21 protein-coding genes are annotated in these 21,740 nt (G+C 66.6%); 8 read left to right on the top strand and 13 right to left on the bottom strand.

Annotated features, from left to right (window positions below):
- Positions 1–25 precede the first annotated feature (25 nt).
- On the bottom strand, positions 26–862 hold the full coding sequence (locus O1Q03_RS01045) for an alpha/beta fold hydrolase (RefSeq protein ID WP_269501168.1): 837 nt from the start codon (positions 860–862) through the stop codon (positions 26–28).
- 138 nt (positions 863–1,000) lie between these two features.
- Here O1Q03_RS01045 and O1Q03_RS01040 point away from each other — a divergent pair, with 138 nt between their 5' ends.
- The 6 genes from O1Q03_RS01040 (at position 1,001) to dmpG (ending at position 7,774) form a co-directional block, all read left to right on the top strand.
- Positions 1,001–1,780 carry an SDR family oxidoreductase gene (locus O1Q03_RS01040; RefSeq protein WP_269501167.1) on the top strand — a complete coding sequence of 260 codons (780 nt, stop codon included), beginning with the start codon at positions 1,001–1,003 and terminating at the stop codon, positions 1,778–1,780.
- Positions 1,781–1,941: 161 nt separating this feature from the next.
- Positions 1,942–3,507 (top strand): DUF1302 domain-containing protein, encoded by a 1,566-nt coding sequence (locus O1Q03_RS01035; RefSeq protein ID WP_269501166.1) that lies wholly within the window; start codon positions 1,942–1,944, stop codon positions 3,505–3,507.
- 41 nt (positions 3,508–3,548) lie between these two features.
- Complete coding sequence (locus O1Q03_RS01030) at positions 3,549–4,931, top strand: DUF1329 domain-containing protein (RefSeq protein WP_269501165.1); 1,383 nt, start codon at positions 3,549–3,551, stop codon at positions 4,929–4,931.
- A 99-nt stretch (positions 4,932–5,030) separates the two neighbouring features.
- Positions 5,031–5,813 (top strand): 2-oxopent-4-enoate hydratase, encoded by a 783-nt coding sequence (gene dmpE / locus O1Q03_RS01025; RefSeq protein ID WP_269501164.1) that lies wholly within the window; start codon positions 5,031–5,033, stop codon positions 5,811–5,813.
- Between the two features lie 13 nt (positions 5,814–5,826).
- Positions 5,827–6,726 carry an acetaldehyde dehydrogenase (acetylating) gene (locus O1Q03_RS01020; protein ID WP_269501163.1) on the top strand — a complete coding sequence of 300 codons (900 nt, stop codon included), beginning with the start codon at positions 5,827–5,829 and terminating at the stop codon, positions 6,724–6,726.
- Between the two features lie 16 nt (positions 6,727–6,742).
- A complete protein-coding gene (gene dmpG, locus O1Q03_RS01015; RefSeq protein WP_269501162.1) occupies positions 6,743–7,774 on the top strand; it encodes a 4-hydroxy-2-oxovalerate aldolase in 1,032 nt (343 codons plus the stop codon).
- 113 nt (positions 7,775–7,887) lie between these two features.
- Here the strand turns inward: dmpG and O1Q03_RS01010 are convergent, their stop codons facing one another.
- From O1Q03_RS01010 to O1Q03_RS00995, 4 genes are read right to left on the bottom strand one after another with little or no spacing between them, the layout of a single operon-like run.
- On the bottom strand, positions 7,888–9,315 hold the full coding sequence (locus tag O1Q03_RS01010; protein ID WP_269501521.1) for an efflux transporter outer membrane subunit: 1,428 nt from the start codon (positions 9,313–9,315) through the stop codon (positions 7,888–7,890).
- Positions 9,316–9,363: 48 nt separating this feature from the next.
- The gene (locus tag O1Q03_RS01005) at positions 9,364–10,494 is read right to left on the bottom strand and encodes an ABC transporter permease (protein ID WP_269501161.1); all 1,131 of its coding nucleotides are present in this window, start codon (positions 10,492–10,494) and stop codon (positions 9,364–9,366) included.
- Positions 10,495–10,496: 2 nt separating this feature from the next.
- Positions 10,497–11,423 (bottom strand): ABC transporter ATP-binding protein, encoded by a 927-nt coding sequence (locus O1Q03_RS01000; protein WP_269501160.1) that lies wholly within the window; start codon positions 11,421–11,423, stop codon positions 10,497–10,499.
- Complete coding sequence (locus tag O1Q03_RS00995; protein WP_269501159.1) at positions 11,420–12,367, bottom strand: HlyD family secretion protein; 948 nt, start codon at positions 12,365–12,367, stop codon at positions 11,420–11,422. The genes O1Q03_RS01000 and O1Q03_RS00995 overlap by 4 nt, the downstream gene beginning before the upstream one ends.
- Before the next feature lie 94 nt (positions 12,368–12,461).
- Between O1Q03_RS00995 and O1Q03_RS00990 the strand changes: the two genes are divergently transcribed.
- Positions 12,462–12,701 (top strand): hypothetical protein, encoded by a 240-nt coding sequence (locus tag O1Q03_RS00990; protein ID WP_269501158.1) that lies wholly within the window; start codon positions 12,462–12,464, stop codon positions 12,699–12,701.
- Positions 12,702–12,828: 127 nt separating this feature from the next.
- On the opposite strand, the gene O1Q03_RS00985 is transcribed toward O1Q03_RS00990, so the two are convergent.
- From O1Q03_RS00985 to O1Q03_RS00975, 3 genes are all read right to left on the bottom strand, one after another.
- Entirely contained in the window at positions 12,829–13,374 is a 546-nt protein-coding gene (locus tag O1Q03_RS00985) for an SDR family NAD(P)-dependent oxidoreductase (RefSeq protein WP_269501157.1), read from the bottom strand.
- Positions 13,375–13,591: 217 nt separating this feature from the next.
- Positions 13,592–13,840 carry a hypothetical protein gene (locus O1Q03_RS00980; RefSeq protein WP_269501156.1) on the bottom strand — a complete coding sequence of 83 codons (249 nt, stop codon included), beginning with the start codon at positions 13,838–13,840 and terminating at the stop codon, positions 13,592–13,594.
- Positions 13,837–15,102, bottom strand: coding sequence for an alkaline phosphatase family protein (locus O1Q03_RS00975; protein WP_269501155.1), 1,266 nt, complete (start codon positions 15,100–15,102; stop codon positions 13,837–13,839). Before O1Q03_RS00975 ends, O1Q03_RS00980 begins: the two co-directional genes overlap by 4 nt.
- Before the next feature lie 109 nt (positions 15,103–15,211).
- Here O1Q03_RS00975 and O1Q03_RS00970 point away from each other — a divergent pair, with 109 nt between their 5' ends.
- Entirely contained in the window at positions 15,212–15,586 is a 375-nt protein-coding gene (locus O1Q03_RS00970; protein WP_269501154.1) for a hypothetical protein, read from the top strand.
- A gap of 119 nt (positions 15,587–15,705) precedes the next feature.
- On the opposite strand, the gene infA is transcribed toward O1Q03_RS00970, so the two are convergent.
- The 5 genes from infA to O1Q03_RS00945 all read right to left on the bottom strand — a co-directional run bounded on the left by infA (position 15,706) and on the right by O1Q03_RS00945 (position 21,609).
- The gene (gene infA, locus O1Q03_RS00965; protein WP_269501153.1) at positions 15,706–15,969 is read right to left on the bottom strand and encodes a translation initiation factor IF-1; all 264 of its coding nucleotides are present in this window, start codon (positions 15,967–15,969) and stop codon (positions 15,706–15,708) included.
- A gap of 464 nt (positions 15,970–16,433) precedes the next feature.
- Positions 16,434–16,637 (bottom strand): cold-shock protein, encoded by a 204-nt coding sequence (locus tag O1Q03_RS00960; protein WP_006751843.1) that lies wholly within the window; start codon positions 16,635–16,637, stop codon positions 16,434–16,436.
- 276 nt (positions 16,638–16,913) lie between these two features.
- Positions 16,914–17,993, bottom strand: a complete 1,080-nt coding sequence (locus O1Q03_RS00955; protein ID WP_269501148.1) for a Rieske 2Fe-2S domain-containing protein — start codon at positions 17,991–17,993, stop codon at positions 16,914–16,916.
- A gap of 69 nt (positions 17,994–18,062) precedes the next feature.
- Positions 18,063–20,543, bottom strand: a complete 2,481-nt coding sequence (locus O1Q03_RS00950) for an efflux RND transporter permease subunit (RefSeq protein ID WP_269501147.1) — start codon at positions 20,541–20,543, stop codon at positions 18,063–18,065.
- Between the two features lie 106 nt (positions 20,544–20,649).
- Positions 20,650–21,609 (bottom strand): WD40/YVTN/BNR-like repeat-containing protein, encoded by a 960-nt coding sequence (locus tag O1Q03_RS00945; RefSeq protein ID WP_269501146.1) that lies wholly within the window; start codon positions 21,607–21,609, stop codon positions 20,650–20,652.
- Positions 21,610–21,740: the final 131 nt, after the last annotated feature.

The raw sequence follows: 21,740 nt of genomic DNA, 5'->3' as shown, positions 1-21,740 counted from the left end.
GGCCGGCCTTCAGGGGTGTCTCGCGTTATCGAACGATTTTCGTCGCGAGGAAATCGACGCATTCCCGATTGAAATAGGCCGCGTGCTCCACCATCACCCAGTGGCCGCAGCGGTTCATCAGCACGACGCGCGCGTCGCTGCAGCGTTCGACGAACTTCATTGCGCCGCCGACCGGATTGAAGCGGTCGTCCGTGCCCCAGAAGCCGAGCACCGGACAGCGCAGGTCGGCGAGCGCGCCGGTCAGGTTCGGCACGCTCATCGTCGACAGCACTTCGGTCGGCTGCTCGACGCATACCTTCATCCGCTCTGCGACGAGCGCGTCGGTGACGATCGCCGGGTCGTGCACGAGCAGCGTCAGCAGTTCGCGCATGGTGTCGTCATTCATCTGGCGATTGGTGAAGAGCTTCACCATCCGCTGGATCCCTTCCATCCGGAAGTACGTGTCGCGATCCTCGACGCCGCCCGGCGCCATCATGATCAGCCCGCTCACGTCATCGGGATGATCGAGTGCGTATTTCAGCGCGATCGCGCCGCCGAGCGAGTTGCCGAGCAGCACGGCCGGCCCGATGCCGAGCGCGGTGAGCTGCGCGTGCAGCGCGCCGACGAAGAAATCCAGCGTATAGGCGACGTCGGACGGCTTCGACGACTGCCCGTAGCCCGGCAGGTCGACGACGATCGCGCGATGGCCGGCGGCCGCGAACGCGGCGTAGTTGTGCTTGAAATTGCTGAAACCGCTGGCGCCCGGGCCGCTGCCGTGGATGAACACGACCGGGCGGCCTTCGCCCGCCTCGAAATGATGCAGGCGCAGGCCGCCCGGTACGTCGGTGAAGATGCCGGGCGGCGGCGTCGTGGGGGTCGTCATCGCGGGTTGTCTCCTTCGTCGGTCGATGGATGCTTGCCACGATGATTGCGCCGCCGGCGCCGGCCGGCATCATCCTTTCAGACTACGAAGCCGCGCGCGCTTCTTCCTATCATCGGCCCACCGAAACGGAGGCAGACGATGAACGGATTCGACTACAGCGGCAAGACGGTGCTCGTGACGGGCGGCACCAAGGGCATCGGGCGGCGCATCGCCGAACGGTTTCTGATGGCGGGCGCGCGCGTGTTCGTGTGCGGTCGCAGCGCACCCGACACCGCGCCGTCGGCCAGCGGCCGCACGGCGACCTTCGTCGCCGCCGACCTGCGCGACATCGAGCAGATCGACGCGATGCTCGCGACGATCCGCGCGGCGGCCGGCGGCCTCGACGTGCTCGTCAACAACGCGGGCGGCTCGCCGTTCGCGCTCGCGGCCGATGCGTCGCCGCGCTTCACCGAATCGATCGTGCGGCTGAACCTGATCGCGCCGCTGCAGCTCGCGCAGCGCGTGAACGCGATCATGCAGCCGCAGCCGCAGGGCGGCGTACTGCTGTTCATCGCGAGCGTGAGCGCGTCGCGGCCGTCGCCCGGCACGGCGGCCTATGGCGCCGCGAAGGCCGGCCTCGTCAACGCGGTCACGTCGCTCGCCGTCGAATGGGCGCCGCGCGTGCGCGTGTGCGCGATCAGCCCGAGTCTCGTGCAGACGGAATCCGCGACCGAAGGCCACTACGGCGACGACGATGCGCTCGATGCGATCCGCGCGACGATTCCGGCCGGACGGCTCGCGACGCCCGACGACGTCGCGTCGGCGTGCCTGTTTCTCGCGTCGCCCGATGCGGCGTACGCATCCGGCGCGAACCTGCGGCTCGACGGCGGCGGCGAGCGGCCCGCGTTTCTATCGGCGGCGCAGACGGACGCGCGATGACACGCGCAGCGCGAGCGGCACCGGCGACGTCACGCGAATCGTTTCCAGTCCTAGGGAAGTCATCTAGTTCATTTTGACGATTCCCTGCTACCGCGATCTCCCTACTCTGCCTCTCACGACAACCACAGTCGACCGTCGTCGATACCCCCAGAGGAGACATCATGCATCAACGGATTTCGCGCCGTACCGACAAGCGGGCCCCCGCCGCGCTGTCGACGCTGGCCGCCGCGCTGCTGACGTGCGCCGTTCCCGGCGCACACGCCGGCAGCACGATCGAGCTCGGCGCCGACACGACGCTGGACTACACGTTCACGCTCAGCTACGGGCTCGGCATGCGCACGCGTGCGCCGAGCGGCAATCTGCTGACGCCTGCGAACATCAACGGCGACGACGGCGACCGCAACTTCGCGAAGAACAAGCTGATCGAGAACCAGGTCAGCCTGCTCGGCGAAGTGAACCTGAAGCACGACGACTGGGGCGTGTTCGTCCGCGCGAACACGTTCTACGATCAGGCCTATCACCGCCCGAACTACAACGACGCACCGGGCACCGTGAACCACTCGGGTCAGTACAACAACTTCACGAGCGACGCGCGCTACTGGTCGGGCGGCCACACGACGCTGCTCGCCGCGTATGCGTACAACACGTTCCGCATCGGCGCGACGAGCCTGAACGTGAAGGTCGGCGACCAGGTGGTCGCATGGGGCGAGAGCCTGTTCTTCCCGAACATCGCGGGCGCACAGGGGCCGTCCGACGCGACCAAGTCGTACATGGCGGGCGCCGAGGTGAAGGACATCCTGCTGCCGGTGCCGCAGATCTCGACGCAATGGCAGATCACGCCGAACTTCAGCGTGCTCGGCTACTACCAGTTCTCGTTCCAGCAGAACAAGCTGACCGCACCGGGCACGTACTGGAGCTACTCCGACGTCACGGGCCCCGGCGCGCAATTCATCATCGGCCCGGGCGGAATGATCATTCCGCGCGGCCCCGACGAGAAGCCGAGCGCGCGCAACCAGTGGGGGATCGGCGCGCGCTTGCGCGTGCTGGGCGACACCGAGCTGGGCCTGTACTACCTGCACTACAACGACATGAACCCGAGCGTCGTCACGACCTACTTCCCGACGCTCCAGTACCAGCAAACCTACTTCAACAACATCAAGCTGACCGGCGCGAGCTTCTCGACGCAGGTCGGCCCGGTGAACGTCGCGGGCGAAGTGTCGTACCGCCAGGGCGCGGCCGTGCTGGTCAATACGCCGACGGGCCCGCAGTCGACGCGCGCGAACGTGCTGCAGACCAACCTGTCCGGCATCTATTCGATCGGGCCGAGCTTCCTCGCGAACTCGCAGTCGCTGATCGGCGAACTGACGTACGTGCATGCGGGCAGCATCTCCGAACTCGACGGCTCGACGACGCTCGCCAACTCGCGCAACGCGCTCGCGATGGAGATCGCGTGGACGCTCAGCTACAAGAACGTGTTCAACGGCTGGGACCTCGACGTGCCGCTGACCTACACGCACGACCTGACAGGCACGTCGCCGCTCGCAGGCGCGCTCGGCTCGCTGACGGGCCAGGGCGATCACCGCGTGACGGCCGGCGTGACCTTCACGCGGCTGAGCAACCTGCAGCTGTCGCTCGTCTACGCCAAGTTCCTCGGTTCGCCCAACCCGGTCACGCGTCCGCTGTCGGATCGCGACTACGTGCTCGCCACGGCGACCTACCACTTCTGAGCGGCCCGGCCGCTCGTCACTCAGCAAGAAGAGGATTTGTCATGAAACGAACTCGTCTCCCCCTCCTGCGCGCGACCGTGATGGCCGCGTGCGCGCTCGTTGCGACCGCGTCGTTCCCGAAGGTCACGCCGGAGGACCTGAAGGCGCTCGACGGCCCGCTCACGCCGATGGGCGCGGTGCGCGCCGCGAGCAAGGACAGCGGCGTGCCGGAGTGGTCGGGCAAGTGGCTCGGCACGCCGCCCGACGTGCAGTACAAGCGCGGCGGCCGCTACCCCGATCCGTTCGCGAACGAGAAGCCGATCGCGACGATCACCGCGGAGAACATGGCCCAGTATGCCGAGCACCTGACCGATGGCCAGAAGGCAATGTTCAAGCGCTATCCGGCCACGTTCAAGATCATCGTCTACCCGAGCCATCGCGACTTCCGCTACGCGGATTCGGTCTACAAGGACATCCGCACGTACGCACCGGATTCGACGATGACGTCCGATGCGAACGGGCTGACCAACGCGCCGCCGCAGGTGCCCTATCCGATTCCGAAGACGGCCGCCGAGCTGCTGTGGAACCAGCGCTTCTCGTCGGCGATCGGCACCGAGCAGGCGACCTACGATCAGGCGGTCGTGTACTCCGACGGCAACATCGCGTGGGGCAAGGTGCGCTACGACATCTACTCGCCGCGCAACGTCGGCAAGTACGACGTGAAGAACGACCTGAACAATCGCACGTACTACCGCAACGCGACGGAGCTGCCGCTGTCCGACCGCGGCTCGCTGATCGTCGGCTTCCAGAACTGGGACAAGGCCGGCGCCGACAACGCGTCGCGCACGTGGATGTACAACCCCGGCACGCGGCGCGTGCGCCAGGCGCCGGAATACGGCTACGACCAGCCGCAGGGCCCGGGCGGGTTCCGCACCGTCGACGACGATCGCCTGTACAACGGCCCCGGCGACCGCTACGACTGGAAGATCGTCGGCAAGCGCGAAGTCTACGTGCCGTACGACAACTACAAGGCGATGGACAGCTCGGTCAAGTATGCGGACCTGCTGACCAAGGGCCACGAGAATCCGGCGTACATCCGCTACGAGCTGCATCGCGTGTGGGTATTGCAGGCAACGCTGAAGAGCGGCTATCGCCACCAGTACGCGAAGCGCGTGCTGTACATCGACGAGGATTCGTGGATGACGCTGCTCGCCGACAATTACGACGCGCGCGGCCAGCTGTGGCGCACCAACGTCGCGACGACGCTGTACGCGTATGACGCGAAGACGTTCTACCCGGGCGCCGTGTTCTTCCACGACCTGATCTCCGGCGCGTACATGGCCGACCGCCTGACCAACGAAGGCTCGATGCCGAAGCTGGACAACAGCCCGCAGTTCTCCGAAGCGTACTTCTCGCCGGACGCGATCCGCAGTTCGGGCAACTAAGCGAGCGGCGCGGCACGCCCGCGCCACGACGCGCCGGAGCCTCGCTCCGGCGCACGACGCCGCCCGGTACGGCGGCCTTTTCCATTCGAGGGCCCACCCATGTCCAACCGCTTGCACGCGACGCTCGGCGACGAGCTGTACGCCGCGTGGCATTCCCGCGCGCCGGTCGCGCCGCTGTCGGCGCGGCCGCGCCGGCTGTCCCTCGACGATGCGTACCGGATCCAGCAACGCTTCATCGAACGCCGCGTCGAGCGCGGCGAATCGGTGGTCGGCAAGAAGATCGGCGTGACGAGCCAGGCCGTGCAGGACATGCTGAACGTGCGCCAGCCCGATTTCGGCATCCTGCTGTCCGGCATGCACTACGCGGCCGGCGAGGCCATCTCGACCGAGTCGCTGATTGCGCCGCGCGCCGAAGGCGAGATCGCGTTCATCCTGTCGCGCGACCTGCGCGGCCCCGGCATCGACCGCACCGACGTGATCGCCGCGACCGAGGCCGTCGCGCCCTGCTTCGAGATCGTCGACTCACGCATCCGCGACTGGGCGATCCGCATCGAGGACACCGTCGCCGACAACGCGTCGTGCGGCGTCTACGTGCTCGGCGACGCGCGCGTCGACCCGCGCACGCTCGACCTCGCCGCATGCGAGATGACGATCGACAAGAACGGCGAGCGCGTCGCGCAAGGCCGCGGCGAGGCCGCGCTCGGCCATCCCGCCGACGCGGTCGCGTGGCTCGCGAACACGCTCGCCGCCTACGACGTGCCGCTGCTGGCCGGTGAGATCGTGCTGTCCGGCTCGCTCGCGAAACTGATTCCGGTCACGGCCGGCGACGCGCTGTCGATGCACATCGCCGGCATCGGCGCTTGCGACGTCCGCTTTATCTAAAGGAACCAAGCTGATGAAGAAAATCAAATGCGCACTGATCGGGCCCGGCAACATCGGCACCGACCTGCTGTACAAGCTGCGCCGCTCGGCGGTGCTCGAACCCGTGTGGATGGTCGGCGTCGATCCGGCGTCCGACGGCCTCGCACGCGCCCGCGAATTCGGGCTGAAGACCACCGACCAGGGTGTCGACGGGCTGCTGCCGCACGTGGCCGACGACGAGATCCGCATCGCATTCGACGCGACGTCGGCCTACGTGCACCGCGACAACTCCGACAAGCTGACCGCGCTCGGCGTGAAGATGATCGACCTGACGCCCGCGGCAATCGGGCCGTACTGCGTGCCGCCGGTGAACCTCGACGCGCATCTCGACAGCGCGCAGACGAACGTGAACATGGTGACCTGCGGCGGCCAGGCGACGATCCCGATGGTGTACGCGGTGTCGCGCGTGCAGCCGGTCGCGTACGGCGAGATCGTCGCGACGGTATCGTCGCGCTCGGTCGGCCCCGGCACGCGCAAGAACATCGACGAATTCACGCGCACGACGTCCGGCGCGATCGAACAGGTCGGCGGCGCGCGCAAGGGCAAGGCGATCATCGTGATCAACCCGGCCGAGCCGCCGCTGATCATGCGCGACACCATCCACTGCCTGACCGACGGCCCGCCCGATGTCGCCGCGATCACCGCGTCGGTGCATGCGATGGTCAAGGAAGTGCAGCGCTACGTGCCCGGCTATACGCTGAAGAACGGCCCGGTGTTCGACGGCAATCGCGTGTCGGTCTTCATGGAAGTCGAGGGGCTCGGCGACTACCTGCCGAAGTATGCGGGCAACCTCGACATCATGACCGCCGCCGCGGCCGCCACGGCCGAGCGTTTCGCCGAACAGATGCTGGCCGCGACGGCCGCCACCGCTTGAGTCGAGGAGTCACACGATGTCACTTGCAGGCAAGAAGATCACCGTCCACGACATGTCGTTGCGCGACGGCATGCACCCGAAGCGTCACCAGATCACGCTCGAGCAGATGCGCAGCATCGCGCGCGGGCTCGATGCAGCCGGCGTGCCGCTGATCGAGGTCACGCACGGCGACGGGCTCGGCGGCGCATCGGTCAACTACGGTTTTCCGGCGCACACCGACGAGGCGTACCTGAGCGCCGTGATTCCGGAACTGAAGCAGGCGAAGGTGTCGGCGCTGCTGCTGCCCGGCATCGGCACCGTCGAGCATCTGCGCATGGCGCACGAACTCGGCGTCGGCACGATCCGCGTCGCGACGCACTGCACCGAGGCCGACGTGTCGGAACAGCACATCGGCCTCGCGCGCACGCTCGGGCTCGATACCGTCGGCTTCCTGATGATGGCGCACATGTCGTCGCCGGAGCAGCTCGTCGTGCAGGCGAAGCTGATGGAGTCCTACGGCGCGAACTGCATCTACATCACCGATTCGGCCGGCCACATGCTGCCCGAGGACGTGACCGCGCGGATCGGCCACGTGCGTGCCGCGCTGAAGCCGGAGACGGAACTCGGCTTCCACGGCCACCACAACCTCGCGATGGGCGTTGCGAACTCGGTCGCGGCGGTCGCGGCCGGCGCGAACCGGATCGACGCGGCCGCAGCCGGCCTGGGCGCGGGCGCGGGCAATACGCCGATGGAAGTGTTCGTCGCTGTGTGCGACCGGATGGGTATCGAGACCGGCGTCGACGTGTTCGCGATTTCCGACGTGGCCGAGGATCTCGTCGTGCCGATCATGGACGCGCCGATCCGCCTCGATCGCGATGCGCTGACGCTCGGCTATGCGGGCGTCTACTCGTCGTTCCTGCTGTTCGCGAAGCGGGCGGAAGCGAAGTACGGGATTCCGGCGCGCGACATTCTCGTCGAACTGGGCCGGCAGCGGCTCGTCGGCGGGCAGGAGGACATGATCGAGGATGCGGCGCTGACGATGTCGCGCGCGCGGGCGGTAGCGGCGTAACGGAGGTCGCTCCCCTGTCCTGCCCCATCGCGGCATTTACGCGGGACGGGGCAGTCCGGCCCGCGCCCCGCGCGGCGGTCGCCCGCTTTGCCTTCCGTTCGGCGTACGCGCTGTCAATCCGGTCGATACGCATCGCCGCCGACGGCGGCAAAGAACGAAACCGTACTGGCCATCCTGGCCGCGCGAACGCGCGTGACCTCGAGCCGGGCCAGGTCGTATGCATACTCGTCGTGCAGCACACGAAGCCGATCCGAACTGCCGTTCTCGAACTGGCGCCGGGTCATCTCGAGAACGGTGCGTTGCCGTTGCGCGACCGCGCTACGGGCCTGCAGCGCGGTCGTATCGCGATCGATTTCGGTCAGCGCATCGGCGACGCTCTGCAACGCGCCCAGCACGATCTTCCGGTAGTCCTCGAACGTGGCGTCGTAAGCCGCGATCGCCGCATCCCGCGCCGCACGCAGCTCGCCACCATGAAAAACCGGTGCGCTGAGCTGGGCGCCGATATTCCAGATCGTCGTGCCGCCGGCGAGCAACTGGCCGAGCACCAGCGGCGACGACCCGATGCTCGCACCCAGCTCGATCCGCGGGTAAAGGTTCGCCGTCGCGACACCGGCCAGCTCGCCGGCAACATGCAGGCTCGCCTCCGCCGCGAGGATGTCGGGCCGTTGCCGCACGAGTTCCGACGGAACGATCGACGGCAGGTTTTGCGGCAACTGCAAATCGCTCGAACGAAACCGCGGCAGCGACTCGGGCGACGGCACGCCCGCGTAGACCGCGAGTTGAAACCGGATTTGCAGCAGTTCCGCGTGCAATGCCGCCCGTTCCGCTTCGATTCGATCGACGTCCGAATCGCCGTCGATCGTTTCCCGATACGCGACGCTGCCGATTTCATGCCGTTCGCGCAGCATCTGCCGAACCGCTTGCCAGTTCCGCAACACGGCGTCGTTCAATTCGATTTCGTCGCGCAGCCGCCCTTCCCGGACCACCGCAGCAATGATATTGCTGGCCAGTGTCAGGCGTGCGGCGTCGGCCTGGTGCTTTCTCAGCGCCGCTTCATACCGTTTCGCTTCGACCCGATGGCGCTGCGCGCCGAACAAGTCGAAGTCGTATCGAACGTTCACGTTCGTGTTGTACAGCATGAACGGGGATGGATTCGGAATCATCGGCAGGCCGGCGGCCGCGGTATTCAACTGCTCCCTTTTGGCCGACGCGCCGACGTCGACCTGCGGATAGCGACTGGCACCGTGTTGTCCCGCGAGATACTTCGTCGCTTCGAGCAACCGCGACTCCGCGCTTCGTATTGACGGACTCTCCTGCATCGCCTGCTCGACGAGTGCATCCAGCGCCGGCGAGCCAAAGCGCCGCCACCAGCGCGGATCGCGTTCGCCGTGCACGCCCGCGTCATCGCGATCGGTCGACCCGACGCTCACTCCCATGAAGGTGGAGGGCAATGCCAGCTCGCTCGCGGATCGCGGGACAAACGCGGGATGGCTGCATCCCTGCACCGCGACGATGACAACCGCGATCGGCAGGACCGCCATCGCGCGGCAAGCACGGCGGCCGACAGGTATTCGTTGTGCCATCGTCGTTCAATCGAGCGTGGTTCGGTAAGCGAGCAGGCCGACCGTCATTGCAACGAGCGCGAAAACGGTCATCGTCGCGGCATCGGGCCATACTTCGTTCCATCCGCTCCCCTTCAGCAGGACACCGCGAATGGCCCGGTTGAAATAGGTCAATGGCAATCCGTTGCCGAGCAGCCGCGCCCAGCTCGGCATCCCTGCAAACGGAAACATGAAGCCGGAGAGCAGCACGCTCGGCAGGAAATAGAAGAACGTCATCTGCATCGCCTGCAGCTGATTCCGTGCGACCGACGAGATGGCGATGCCGACCATCAGGTTCGCGACGATCAGCAACGACGCGAGGCAGTAGACCGTCACCGGATTGCCTTCAAACGGCACCCTGAACACGAAGCGTGCCGCCAGCAGGATGATCGTGCACTGCAGGAGGCCGATCAGGATGTACGGCACGATCTTTCCGCAGATCACCTCGATCGACGTGGCCGGCGACGCGAGAATGTTCTCGATCGTTCCGCGTTCGCGTTCACGCGTGATGGCGAGGCTCGTCATCATGACCATCGTCATCGACAGGATGACGCCCATCAAGCCGGGAATGATGTTGTACTGCGTAATGCCGGCCGGGTTGTAGATCCGGTGCACGTGCGCCGAGAATGCTTGCGGTGGCGCGCTGGTCGCCAACGCTCCCGTCAAATCCTTGTTCAACACCGTCTGCGTCATCGTATTGAACGCGGCGATCGCGTTTCCCGTTGCCGCGGGATCGGTCGCATCCGCCTCGACCAGAATTTGCGGATGCTCGTTGCGCACCAGCCGTCGCGAGAAGTCGTACGGTACGCTGACCACGAACTGCACGGTGCCCTTTTGCAGCGCGTCACGGGCCGCCCGTTCGGAAAACTGGCCGCCCCGGATATCGAAATAGCCCGTATTGCGCATTCCGGCGACGAGCGATCGCGAAAATTCGCTCGTATCGTCGGCGAGCACGATTGTCGGAAGATGCTTCGGATCGCTATTGATCGCGAAGCCGAACAGCGCCAGCTGCACGATCGGCAACACGGCGATCATCCCGAGCGTCACGCGATCGCGGCGGATCTGCAGGAATTCCTTCGTCACCATGCTCCACCAGCGGGAAATTGAGAATCCGGTCATGATCAGCCAGGCTCCCCGGGTGCGTCCTTCATCAAATGCAGGAATACGTGTTCGATATTCGTCGCGATTCTGTGAAGCTCGACACCATCGCCACAGAGCGCCGCGAGACTCGCTGCAAGCGCGGCCTCGTCGCGTCCCGATACGTGCAGCGCACGACCGAACGCAATCACCTGCTCGACGCCGGGCCGGCCCTTGAGCCGGTCGTTCAGCCGGACGAGGTCGGCCGCGGACACCGACCAGGTATGGAGCGCGTGCCGCCGCACGAGCTCACTGGCCTCGCCGTGTGCCAGCAGCGTGCCGTACGAGATGTAGGCCAGCTTGTGGCAACGCTCGGCCTCGTCCATATAGTGTGTGCTGACGAGCACCGAAATGCCGCGGGCCGCCAGACGGTGCAGTTCCTCCCAGAACACCCTGCGCACGCCCGGGTCGACGCCGGCCGTCGGTTCGTCGAGCAGCAGCAGTTCGGGCGATTGCAGCAGCGCAGCGGCAAGCGCCACCCGCTGCTTCCAGCCACCCGACAACGAGCCGGTCAGCTGGTTCGCGCGCGACTCCAGGCCCATCTCGGCGAGGATCCGCGCGACGCGTTCCTTTCGCGCGTCGATCGCATACAGTCGCGCGACGAAGTCGAGGTTCTCCCGCACCGTCAGGTCTTCCCAGTACGAGAAACGCTGCGTCATGTAGCCGACTCGTCGCTTGATCTCCCGGCATTGCGTCAGGATGTCGAAGCCGAGGCAGGTTCCGCTGCCGGAATCCGGCGTCAGCAGTCCACACATCATGCGCAACGAGGTCGTCTTGCCGCTCCCGTTGGGGCCGAGAAAGCCGAATATCTCGCCGCGGCCGACCTGCAGGCTCAGGTTCTTGACGACGTGCCGTGCGCCGAAATGCTTGTTCAGATCGCGTACATCGATCAGCGGCATCGCATCATTCATGGCCGCACCTCGATCGGCAGGCCGGGATGCAACCCGCGCGCGGCAACGCTATCGGGCCGCGCCTCGACGAGAAACACCAGCTTCGAGCGTGCGTCGTTGCTGTAGATGACGGGCGGCGTATATTCGGCGTCCGACGCGATATGGCTGATCGTCGCCGTGTAGCCGCGTTCGCAGCCGTCGCACGTGATCCTGACGACATGACCGACGCGTAGACTGGCCAGCGCGGCCTCAGGCACGAAAAAGCGCAGCTTCGTATTGCGATCGACCAGAATCTTGACCACCGGCTTGCCGGCGACGACCCACTCGCCCGGCGTGAAGAACGTATCGACGACGACACCGTTGCCGGGGGCCTCCACCGGCAGTTGCCGGTATTGCGTCTGCAGCCGTTCGTATTCGGCCTGCTGTGCGTCGGCGGTCTGTCGTTGCGCATGCAGTTGACCGTCGCGTGCCGGCAAGCGCGCCGTCCTGAGCTGACTCGCGAGCTCGCTGACGCGTGCCTTGTCCACCCGGGCTGCCGCACGTTCGCGTTCGAGCTGATCGCGCGAGATCGCCTGTATCGCATAGTCGGCTTCTGCGCGGGCGAGCCGTTGCGTTGAAAGGGCGGCGCTCGCCCGCGCCTGTTCGAGCTGTGCCTTCACCGTGTCGATTTCAGACGAACGCTTGCCCTGCCGCAGGTCGCCGAGTACGTTCAGCGACGATTGCCACTGGTGATACTGACGCTTGATTGCCTGTTCCAGGTCAGGCGCGCCGATCTCAAAGACCGCCGCGCCCGCTTCGACACGATCGCCGCGCGCCGCGCGCAATGTCTTCAGGTTTCCCGAGTATGGCGCCGACAGATAGGAAAACTGCCCTTCGACATAGCCGTGATACGTTTCCGGCGACTTGGTGCAGCCTGCGGCGAACAAGCACGCGCAAACGAAGCCGTACCCGACCCATCGGGGCATGAGCGTGATGCATTCCATAGTGAAAGGACTGAATGTGGCGCGGTTGTATGGCGCGGCTCGCCGTTCCTCGCCATTTTCTTTGCGCGCGATTTGAATGGACAAGACAGATCCATCCAGAATGGAACGGTCGATTGAATCAGACGTGATAAACCGCAAACCCGAATACGATTTGACCAGGGAAAATCCGCAAGGCGGAGCGAATCGCCATCGTCACTCGGGACGTGCGATGCAGGGAAAGGAAACTCCGGACGAAGCAAAACTTCCTGGATTGGCGACGGATTCTATTTTGCAGGAGGCAATGCGTCAATATATGAAGAGACGCCTTTTATTTTAATTTTGAGATTGAGGCGATAATTTTCAGATTGAAACAAAAATAAGCACTAGGACAAGTACTAAATAAAAATCATGAGCCTCATAAACCCCATGGCACGCTTCAAAATCCTTGCGACACGCGGGAATGCTCATGGGAATTCCGCATTGCCGACAGTCGTCTGAATATGCTGCTCCGTGTAGGCCGGAATCAGCCCGTTGCCGAGGGTCGCGTTGATCGACGCGATCGCGACGACCGCCGAGCCGCGCCGCGCGCGCAGGTCCGGCAGCATCGCGTGCACGAGCAGCGCCAGCGCACGCAGGTTCACGTCGAGCACGGCGTCCCAGCGTGCTTCGGTCAGTGCGTCGATGCCGGTCTGGTCGACCACGCCCGCCGCATGCACGAGACCGCCGAGCGTCGGCAACGCACCGCGCGTCGCGGCCAGCGCGTCGTTCATCCGGCCGCCGTCGCGCAGGTCCACGCCGACGCCGAAGGTCGGCACCCCGTAGCGCTCGGCCAGCCGGCCGGCCACGTCGCGCGCCTTGTCGGCCTGGATGTCCCAGATCGCGACCGGGCGGCTCACCGCCGCGAGCGCTTCCGCGCATGCGTGGCCGATGCCCGATGCGCCGCCCGTCACGATCACGCCGGTGGACGGTGCAGTTGGCGGGGGGCCGGAGCAGCCGTCAGCGCGCAGCACGCGCGGCAGTCGGCGTGGGGACGGGTTGTCGCCACACGAGTATCGGCGTGAATCGCATGCGTGAATGGCGGCCGGTCGTTTGCGGTTTGCGGTTTGCGGTTTGCGGTTTGCGGTTTGCGGTTTGCGGTTTGCGGTTTGCGGTTTGCCGGTTTGCCGGTTTGCCGGTTTGCCGGTTTGCCGGCAACCGTCAACGATCACACGCCATCCACACCCCACGTCAGCGATGCTTCCCGTGATGCCTGCGCCGCCGATGCACGTCTCGCGCCTGCAACAGCGTCGGCATCAGTTCCTCGATGTACTGCCGCGCCTGCCCGCGTGTGACGACTTCGCTGAAGCGCTGATGGGCCCGCTCGTGACCGACCAGCGCCGCATGCGCCTTCTTCAGGATGTGCAGGTACGCAACCAGGCTCGTGCCGTCGCGCACGGGCAGCGCATCGCGCGGATCCATCGCCCGAGTCGTGTTCATGACCCGATCCTCGCCGGGCAGTCGGTACGGCAGGTGGCGGTGACGAGCGGCAGCAGATCGTTCGCGAGGCGGTCGCGATCGGTCAGCGGCGGCAGGCCGAACAGCCTTCCGAGCGTCGCGACCACCGAGCTGTGATCGTACGGCGTGTGATCGACCTTCCCGGCGGCGACCCACGGCGACACGATGATCGCCGGCACGCGCACGCCGTACACGTCGAATCCGAAGCCGCTCGCGTTCAGCGTCGCGGCCGCGCCGTCGTTCGGCGGCGGCGCCGCGCCGGGCCTGACCGAATCGTAGAAGCCGCCGTGCTCGTCGTAGACGATCACGAGCAGGCTGCTGTCCCAGATCGGCGAATTGCGGATCGCGTCGTACACGCGCGCGACGAGCTGGTCGCCGCCGCGCAAGCCGTCCATCGGATGATGCGAGCTGCCGTTTTCATAGGTGCCGTGCACGATGTCGCCGTAGCCCGGCTCGATGAGCGTGTAGCGCGCGGTATAGCCGGCCGCGAGATCGGCTTCGAAATGCGCGAGATCGTCGACGTCGAAGAAGCTCACGCCCTTCAGCGACGCGACCTGCGGCACGTGGCCGAGCGGGTCGCCGGACTGGTCCTGGTAGATGCGCCAGTTGTCGTCGCCGAGCGCATCGAAGATCGAGCCGTTCGGATAGCGGAAGCCGTCGAACGCATCCCATCCGGCCATTTCTTCCCTGGTCGGCGAATGGTCGAGCCCGGCCGACGACGCGCCATGCAGGAAGAAGCGGTTCGGCCAGGTCGGCCCCGGCACCGACGCGTGCCAGCGGTCGCACAGCACGAACGCGTTCGCAAGCGCATACAGCGACGGCGCATGCGCGCGGATATCGGCGCCTTGCATGATCGTGCCCGCGCTGCCGGCTGGCGGCGGCGTGCCTTCGGAATGCGACGTCGCGTAGTTCGACACGAAGCCCGAGTTGTCGATGGCCGGATACGGCTGCCCTTTCACGAACGGCACGCCGGCGCCGCACAGCTGCTCGACCACGTCGGTGAATTCATGGCACGGATCGGTCGGCATCTGGTCGGGCGCGCCGCCGCCGAACGGATGCACGGTGCCGCCGTACGCATTGCTGTCGGCCGGCGACGCGGCCGTGATGCCGTCGATGCCCGACAGCGCGAACAGATGGTCGAACGACCGGTTCTCGAGCATCAGCACGAACACGTGCCGGATGCGGTCCTGAACCGCCGGTGCGGCGGGAGCGGAAGAAGATGCGGGGGCTGCGTCTGCACTCATGGCGCCTCCTGGCGTCGCGCGACGGATGTCCGGCTGGCACGATCGTCGGCCCGCTGAAAGCAACTGAACGGCGCGAAAACCAGCCGCGCGGGCCGCGAATTGCCGACGAGTGTACGACCGCGCCGGCTCGCGCGTAAAGCACGACCGGCTCGGCAATCATGGTAACTACACGGCGCTGCTGCCGAATCTGGACGATACGGTTTTCACGTACGTGTTCGCCGACCTGCGCGGCTTGCGACGTTTTCACGTGGTCGGTCATTCGATGACGGGCATGGCGACGCAACGCATCTCGGCCGACGCGCCATCGCGCAGCCTGGCACCCAAACGCACGGCTGCTGAAAATTCCGAATTGCGGGCACTACCCGATGCAGGAATGTCCGCCGTATTTCGCGACGATCGTGGAGGATTTCCTGCGGGACGCGGCCGCTCGAGCGTTGCACACGCACGGCGACCGGAGAAGATGACCTTGGCCGCCGCGGCATGACGACGCCGCCGGCGACCGACGAACGGTGCGAATCGCGCCGTCCATCCGGTGTGTCCGGCCGCATGACGGGGCCGGACAGGTGGCGATCGGAGCCGCGTTGCGCGCCCGATCGTTATTGCTTAGCGACGCGGTTGCCCGGTGCGCGCCGGACGCGGCGAGTTCGCGTCCTTGTGACGGAAGTTGATGCGGCCCTTCGTCAGGTCGTACACCGACAGCTCGAGCGTCACACGGTCACCCGCGAGAATGCGGATGTGGTTCTTGCGCATGCGGCCCGACGCATACGCGCCGACCACGACGCCGTTTTCCAGCGTGACACGGTATTTGCTGTCCGGCAGCACTTCGTCGACGATTCCGTCCAGTTCCAGCAGTTCTTCTTTTGCCAAACCAATTCCTCCAGACAAGGTGAATGACCGCGGCCGCGGCGAACTCACCGGCGCCGGGCCCGCAACGGGGTCGGCGGCCGGCAGGATGCCGGATATCAATTCGTTCAGACGGGCGACAGGCCCGCCTTGCAATCGGAGCCCGGCGCGTTGCGGCGTTCGGGCGGTCAGTGGCGGCGGCGCGATGAGCACCGCGCATAGATCGGGACCGCGCCGCGTACGACATGGCGACGGTCTACTCGGGTTGCAGCATGAGCCGCTGGCGATGCGGCGAGCGCGTCGCGAGGGCGTTGAATCGCACGTCGTACGGACCTGCGATGGATGAAAGAAGCACACGGCCGATGCATCGTGAATACCGCGATGCATCGGTCGTGTGCGTCGGAACGCGCAGCACACAGGCCAGGGCCGGTGCCCGCGCGACATCCGTCCGGCATCGGCCGCCGATCGGCGGCCGATGCCGACACGGCTTACTGCGGCGTGATGTTCGACGCTTGCAGACCCTTCGGGCCACGCTTCACTTCGTAGCTGACCTTCTGGCCTTCGGCCAGGGTCTTGAAACCCGTGCCACGGATTTCAGAGAAATGGGCGAACAGATCGTCGCCGCCGTTGTCCGGGGAGATGAAACCAAAGCCCTTGGTTTCGTTGAACCACTTGACGGTACCGGTATCCACAAATACTTCCTTAATACGAATGAATGAACTTGCGCCCATGACGGGCACAGAAAGAATCAAAGAGGGAGAGACCAACGACTGCCGCACATCGTGCGGCCAATGATGAGCAATCGAGCTTCTTGACAACTTCGGTCTAGGACACTACGCCGTACCGGCCGACTCGTCAAGCCCTTTCGGTGCGACCTTCGCGCACGGTATCGCGCAGCGCCTTGCGCGGCGGGCGTCGGCGGCAATCTGGGGGCGTAACGTTACGCCCCCTTTTTTGCGCCGCCGACGTTACTGCGGCTCGAACACGTGATGCAGCGGCGGCGGCGTCTGGCCGTCGCGAATCGTCATCTCGAACGCCTTGCGCGCGACGCTCGACGGCCGCACGTCGGCCGCGTCGAGATAGAACTGCGAATACCAGTCGCGCATCTGGTACAGCGGCCCGTCGCCTTCGCACAGCAGCGGATTGTCGATCCGCGTCTTGCTGTGCCAGATGTCGACGTCCTCGTAGAACGCGCGCTGCGCCTCCTTCACGTACGCGTTCGCGATCTCCATGTTCTGCTCGTCGCTGAGCCCGGCCACCTTCTTCACGATCACGCCGTAGCGCAGCTCGAAGCTGTTCATGTCGATCGGCACGTGGCAGTTCAGCAGCACCGAATGGATCGGCTGGCCGTTGCTCTGCCCGGTCATCTGCGTGATGTGCACGGCCGGCCCGAAATAGGTCGACAGCGCGGTCAGGCTGTCGCCGCCGAGCTTCTCGCTGCGGCCGACCATCAGCTGCGTCGCCTTGTGATCCTCGAACAGGTTCGCGAAATAGTCGATCGGCGCGTGGTGCACGGTCGCGAAATGCGCGACATCGGAGATGTTGTCGACCAGTTCGCGGCAGTTGGCGTGGATCACCATCTTGTCGACGACCCAGTCCGACCATTCGTCCGAGAAGCACACGTCCAGGCGCGGAATCGCGACTTCCGGCGGCGGCGCATTGCCCTCGGGGTCGTTCCACACGAACAGCAGGTTGTTCTCCTCGCAGGTCGGCCACGCGCCGATGCGTGCCTTCGGCGGAATCCGCTTGCAGTACGGGATCGACGCGCACTGCCCTGCGCCGTTCCACTCCCAGCCGTGGAACGGGCAGACCAGGTGGTCGCCCTGCACCGTGCCGAGGCTCAGGTCGGCGCCCATGTGCGGGCAATACGCGTCGACGACGTTGACCTTGCCGGTCGAATCGGCGAACGCGGCCAGCTTGCGGCCGAAGATGTTCAGCGTATGCGGCTTGCCGTCCTGGTAGTCGCGGGCGAGGCCGAGGCAGTGCCAGCCGCGCGCGTAGCGCTGTGCGAGCGGCTGGGCTTCGATCTTGTAAGGGCGTGCGGACATTTCGGTTGACTCCTTGTGGGGGGACGCGCGGCGGCCCGCCGCGCACCGGGGTAACGGGGATGGCGTCGCTCAGCGCACCGGATTGCCGGATTCGAGCGCGCGCGTCGGCTTGCGCGCGGACGTCGGCGCGGGCTGCTGCGACGTCGGCTGCGGCGTGGACTGCGGCTGCGGCACGCGGCGCTCGGCACGCTCGACGCCGAGCCATGCGGCGAGCGCCGGCAGCAGGAACACCGCGCCGAACAGGTTCACGAGGAACATGAACGCGAGCAGCACGCCCATGTCGACCTGGAACTTCAGCGCGGAGAACGCCCACGTGCCGACGCCGATGAACATCGTGACGGCCGTGAACAGCGCCGCGGTGCCGCGCTGGCGCATCGCATCGGCGAATGCGTCGGGCAGCGTCGCGCCGTCACGCAGGTCGTGCTGCAGACGCTCGTACAGGTAGATCCCGTAGTCGACGCCGACCCCGACGCCGAGCGTGATCACCGGCAGCGTCGCGACCTTCAGCCCGATGCCGAGCCGCGCCATCACCGCGTTGCAGAGAATCGACACCAGCGTGAGCGGCACGATGATGCACAGCACCGCGCGCCACGAGCGGAACGTGAGCGCGCAGAGCAGCGCGATCGCACCGAAGATCGACAGCAGCATCGCGATCTCCGCGTCGCCGACCGCCTCGTTGGTCGCGGCCATCACGCCGACGTTGCCGCCGGCGAGCCGGAACGCGACGTTCGGCGTCGGGTTCTCGGCCGCATAGCGCTTGATCTCGTCGACGATGTGCGCGATGGTCGTGCCTTCGTGGTTCTTCGTGTAGATCAGCACCTGGATCGCCTTGCAGTTCGCGGTGTTCATCCCGTTGTCCGGGTCGAACGCGTTGGAACCCTGCGTGAGCCCGTCGCTCGAGCGCGGCAGCGCGGCCCAGCGCGGATTGCCTTCGTTGAACGCGGCGATGAACACCTTGCCCTGCGACGCGACGCTCGTCACCGACTGCACGCCGGCCACGCCGCGCATGTTCATCTCGAACTTCTCGATCGCGCTCATCACCGGGTAATGCAGGCACGCGTCGTCGAACGCGGTCGTCTCGACGATCACCGACAGCACGTCGACGCCGATGTTGTACTGATGCGTGATCGCCGCGTTGTCGACGTTGTAGCGCGAGTTCGCGCGCAGCTCCGGCGCGCCCGTGCCGATGTCGCCGATCTCCAGCTTGCGCGATTCGAGCGTGCCGTATGCGAGCAGCGCGACCGCCACCGCGAACACGCCGAGCGCCGGCGCCGGCCGCGCGAACAGCGCGAAGCGCGACCACATCGCGCTGCCGCCGGCCGCCGCCGTGCGCTGCGCGCGAGCGAGCGTGCCGCGCTCCAGGCGCGTGTACGACAGCAGGATCGGCAGGAACACCTTGTTGGTGACGATCATCAGCAGCACGCCGAGGCACGCGGTGATGCCGAGCTCGCGCACGATGTCGATCTTGATCCGCATGATCACCATGAAACCGAGCGCATTGGTCAGCAGCGCGACGGTGCCCGGCACGAACAGCTTGCGGAATGCGTCGCGCGCGGCTTCGACCGACGACGCGCCGCGCACCAGCGCCTGCTTCCACGCGTTGGTCATCTGCACCGCGTGCGACACGCCGATCGAGAAGATCAGGAACGGCACCAGGATCGACATCGGATCGATGCCGAGCCCGAGCAACGGCAGCGCGCCGAGCAGCCAGACGACCGGCAGCAGCGCGACGACGAGCGCGAGCACGGTGGTCTTGATCGAGCGCGTATAGGCGAACAGCAGCGCGGCCGTCACGAGGAACGCGAGCGCGAAGAACGCCATCACGCCGGCGATCCCCGCCTCGACGTCGCCGACCAGCTTCGCGAAGCCGATGATGTTCACGTCGATGCCCTGCTTCGCATACTTCGCGCGAATCTCCTCGAGCTGGCGCGCGACCGCGCTGTAGTCGAGCCGCTTGCCGGTCGCGGGATCGGTCTCGCGCAGCTCCGCGCGGATCAGCGCCGACTTCAGGTCGTTGCCGACGAGGCGCCCGATCTGCCCGGAACGCGCGACGTTGCGGCGCACCTTCGCGAGATCGTCCGGGTTCGCGCTCGAGAACTGGCCGGGCACGACCACGTCGCCGCGAAAGCCGGCCTCGGTCACCTCCGTGTAGTGCACGTTCGGCGTGAACAGCGAGAACACGCGCGAGCGGTTCACGCCGGGGATGAAGAACACGTCGTCGGTCGCATGGCGCAGCGCGTCCATGAACGTCTGGTTGTAGATGTCGCCGTCGCCCTTCCAGCGCAGGCTGACGAGGATCGTGTTGGCGCCGGGGAACGCGCCCGCGTAGCGCTCGAACACCTGCATGTACGGATGCTGCATCGGGATCATCTTGTTGAAGCCCGGATCGAGCTTCAGCCGCGTCGCGGACAGTCCGAGCGCGAGCGTCGCCGCGACGCACAGCAGCATCAGCAGCCGGCGCTGCCGGATGATCGTGTCGGCGCAGCGCTCGACGAACGCGGCAAGGCGCGTGGCAGGCGCGGCTTCAGTGGGGCGTGACAGGTCGTTCATGGATGTCTCGAATCTGGGCTGACGATGCGGTCGATGCGGACCGGCGAAGCGATGCGAACGGATGCATCAGGAGGCGGGCGGCCGCTCGAGCCGCCGCGTCCGTGCATCAGGACGGCGACGCGGCGAGCGGCGCGACGCCGGCCTCGCCGCCGAGCAGCAGCGCGCCGTGGCCCATGTCGAGCACGGCCGCGAGGCTCTGCACGCCGCCGAGCTTGCGCACGTCGAAGGTCAGGCCGCCGTCGCGCGAAGCGACGATCGCGCCGCCCTGCCCGACCAGCACGAGCTCGCCGTCGGAGAGCTGGGTCGCGCCGAAGTACGACACCGGGATATGGCTGTCGACGTGCGTCCAGGTCGCGCCGGCATCGGTGCTGCGCAGCACGTTGCCGCGCATCCCGTAAGCGACCCAGGCGCCGTTCGCGAGCATCAGCGCGCCGAACAGCGAACCGGCATACGGCGACGGCAGCTTGTCCCAGGTCGCGCCGTTGTCGGTCGAGCGCAGCAGCGTGCCGCTCTCGCCTGCGATCAGCAGGTTGCCGTGGCCGTCGCCGACGATCGCGTTCAGGTGGCGGTCGCCCGCCGGCGTCTTCACCGGCTGCCACGTGAGCCCGGCATCGTCCGAGCGCAGCAGCTGGCCGAAGCTGCCGGCCGCGAACAGCGGGCCGCCCGCGGTGCCCCATGTGGACAGCAGCGGATCGGAATGCTCGCGATCCATGTGGACGTCGCGCCAGTGCAGGCCCGCGTCGTCGCTGCGCATGATCCGCCCGTCATGGCCGACCGCGATCCCGAGCGTCGGCGTCACGAAGCTCACCTGCGTGAGCGTCGAGCCCTGGTCGGGCGTGACCGACGCCGGACGCCACCGGCGGCCCGCATCGTCGCTGAGCAGGATCACGCCGCGCTCGCCGACCGCGACGATGCGCGTGCCGGCCCGCGCGAGCCCGTTGATCTGCAGCCGGTCCGCGTGAATCGCGGTAGCCGGGAACGCCGGCAGCGGCCGCGGCGAAAACGCGAACACCGCGGCGCCGAGCACGAGCGCCGACATCGCGAGCCCTGGCAAAGTACGTTTCATCGGTTGTCTCCTGTCTCTGCGCCGGCCCGGGCCCGCGCCGACGCGCTCGCCCTGCCCGCTGCAAGTCTCCGGGCCGTCGGTCGTTGCCGCGGCCTCGGAAGTCCCGAATGGATGGCGGCCGAACCGGGTGT

It is taken from the genome of Burkholderia sp. IMCC1007 (assembly GCF_027257875.1).
Classification (GTDB): Bacteria; Pseudomonadota; Gammaproteobacteria; order Burkholderiales; family Burkholderiaceae; genus Burkholderia.
Note: the sequence above shows the minus strand (reverse complement) of the source record. Positions and strands in the feature narration are given on the sequence as shown.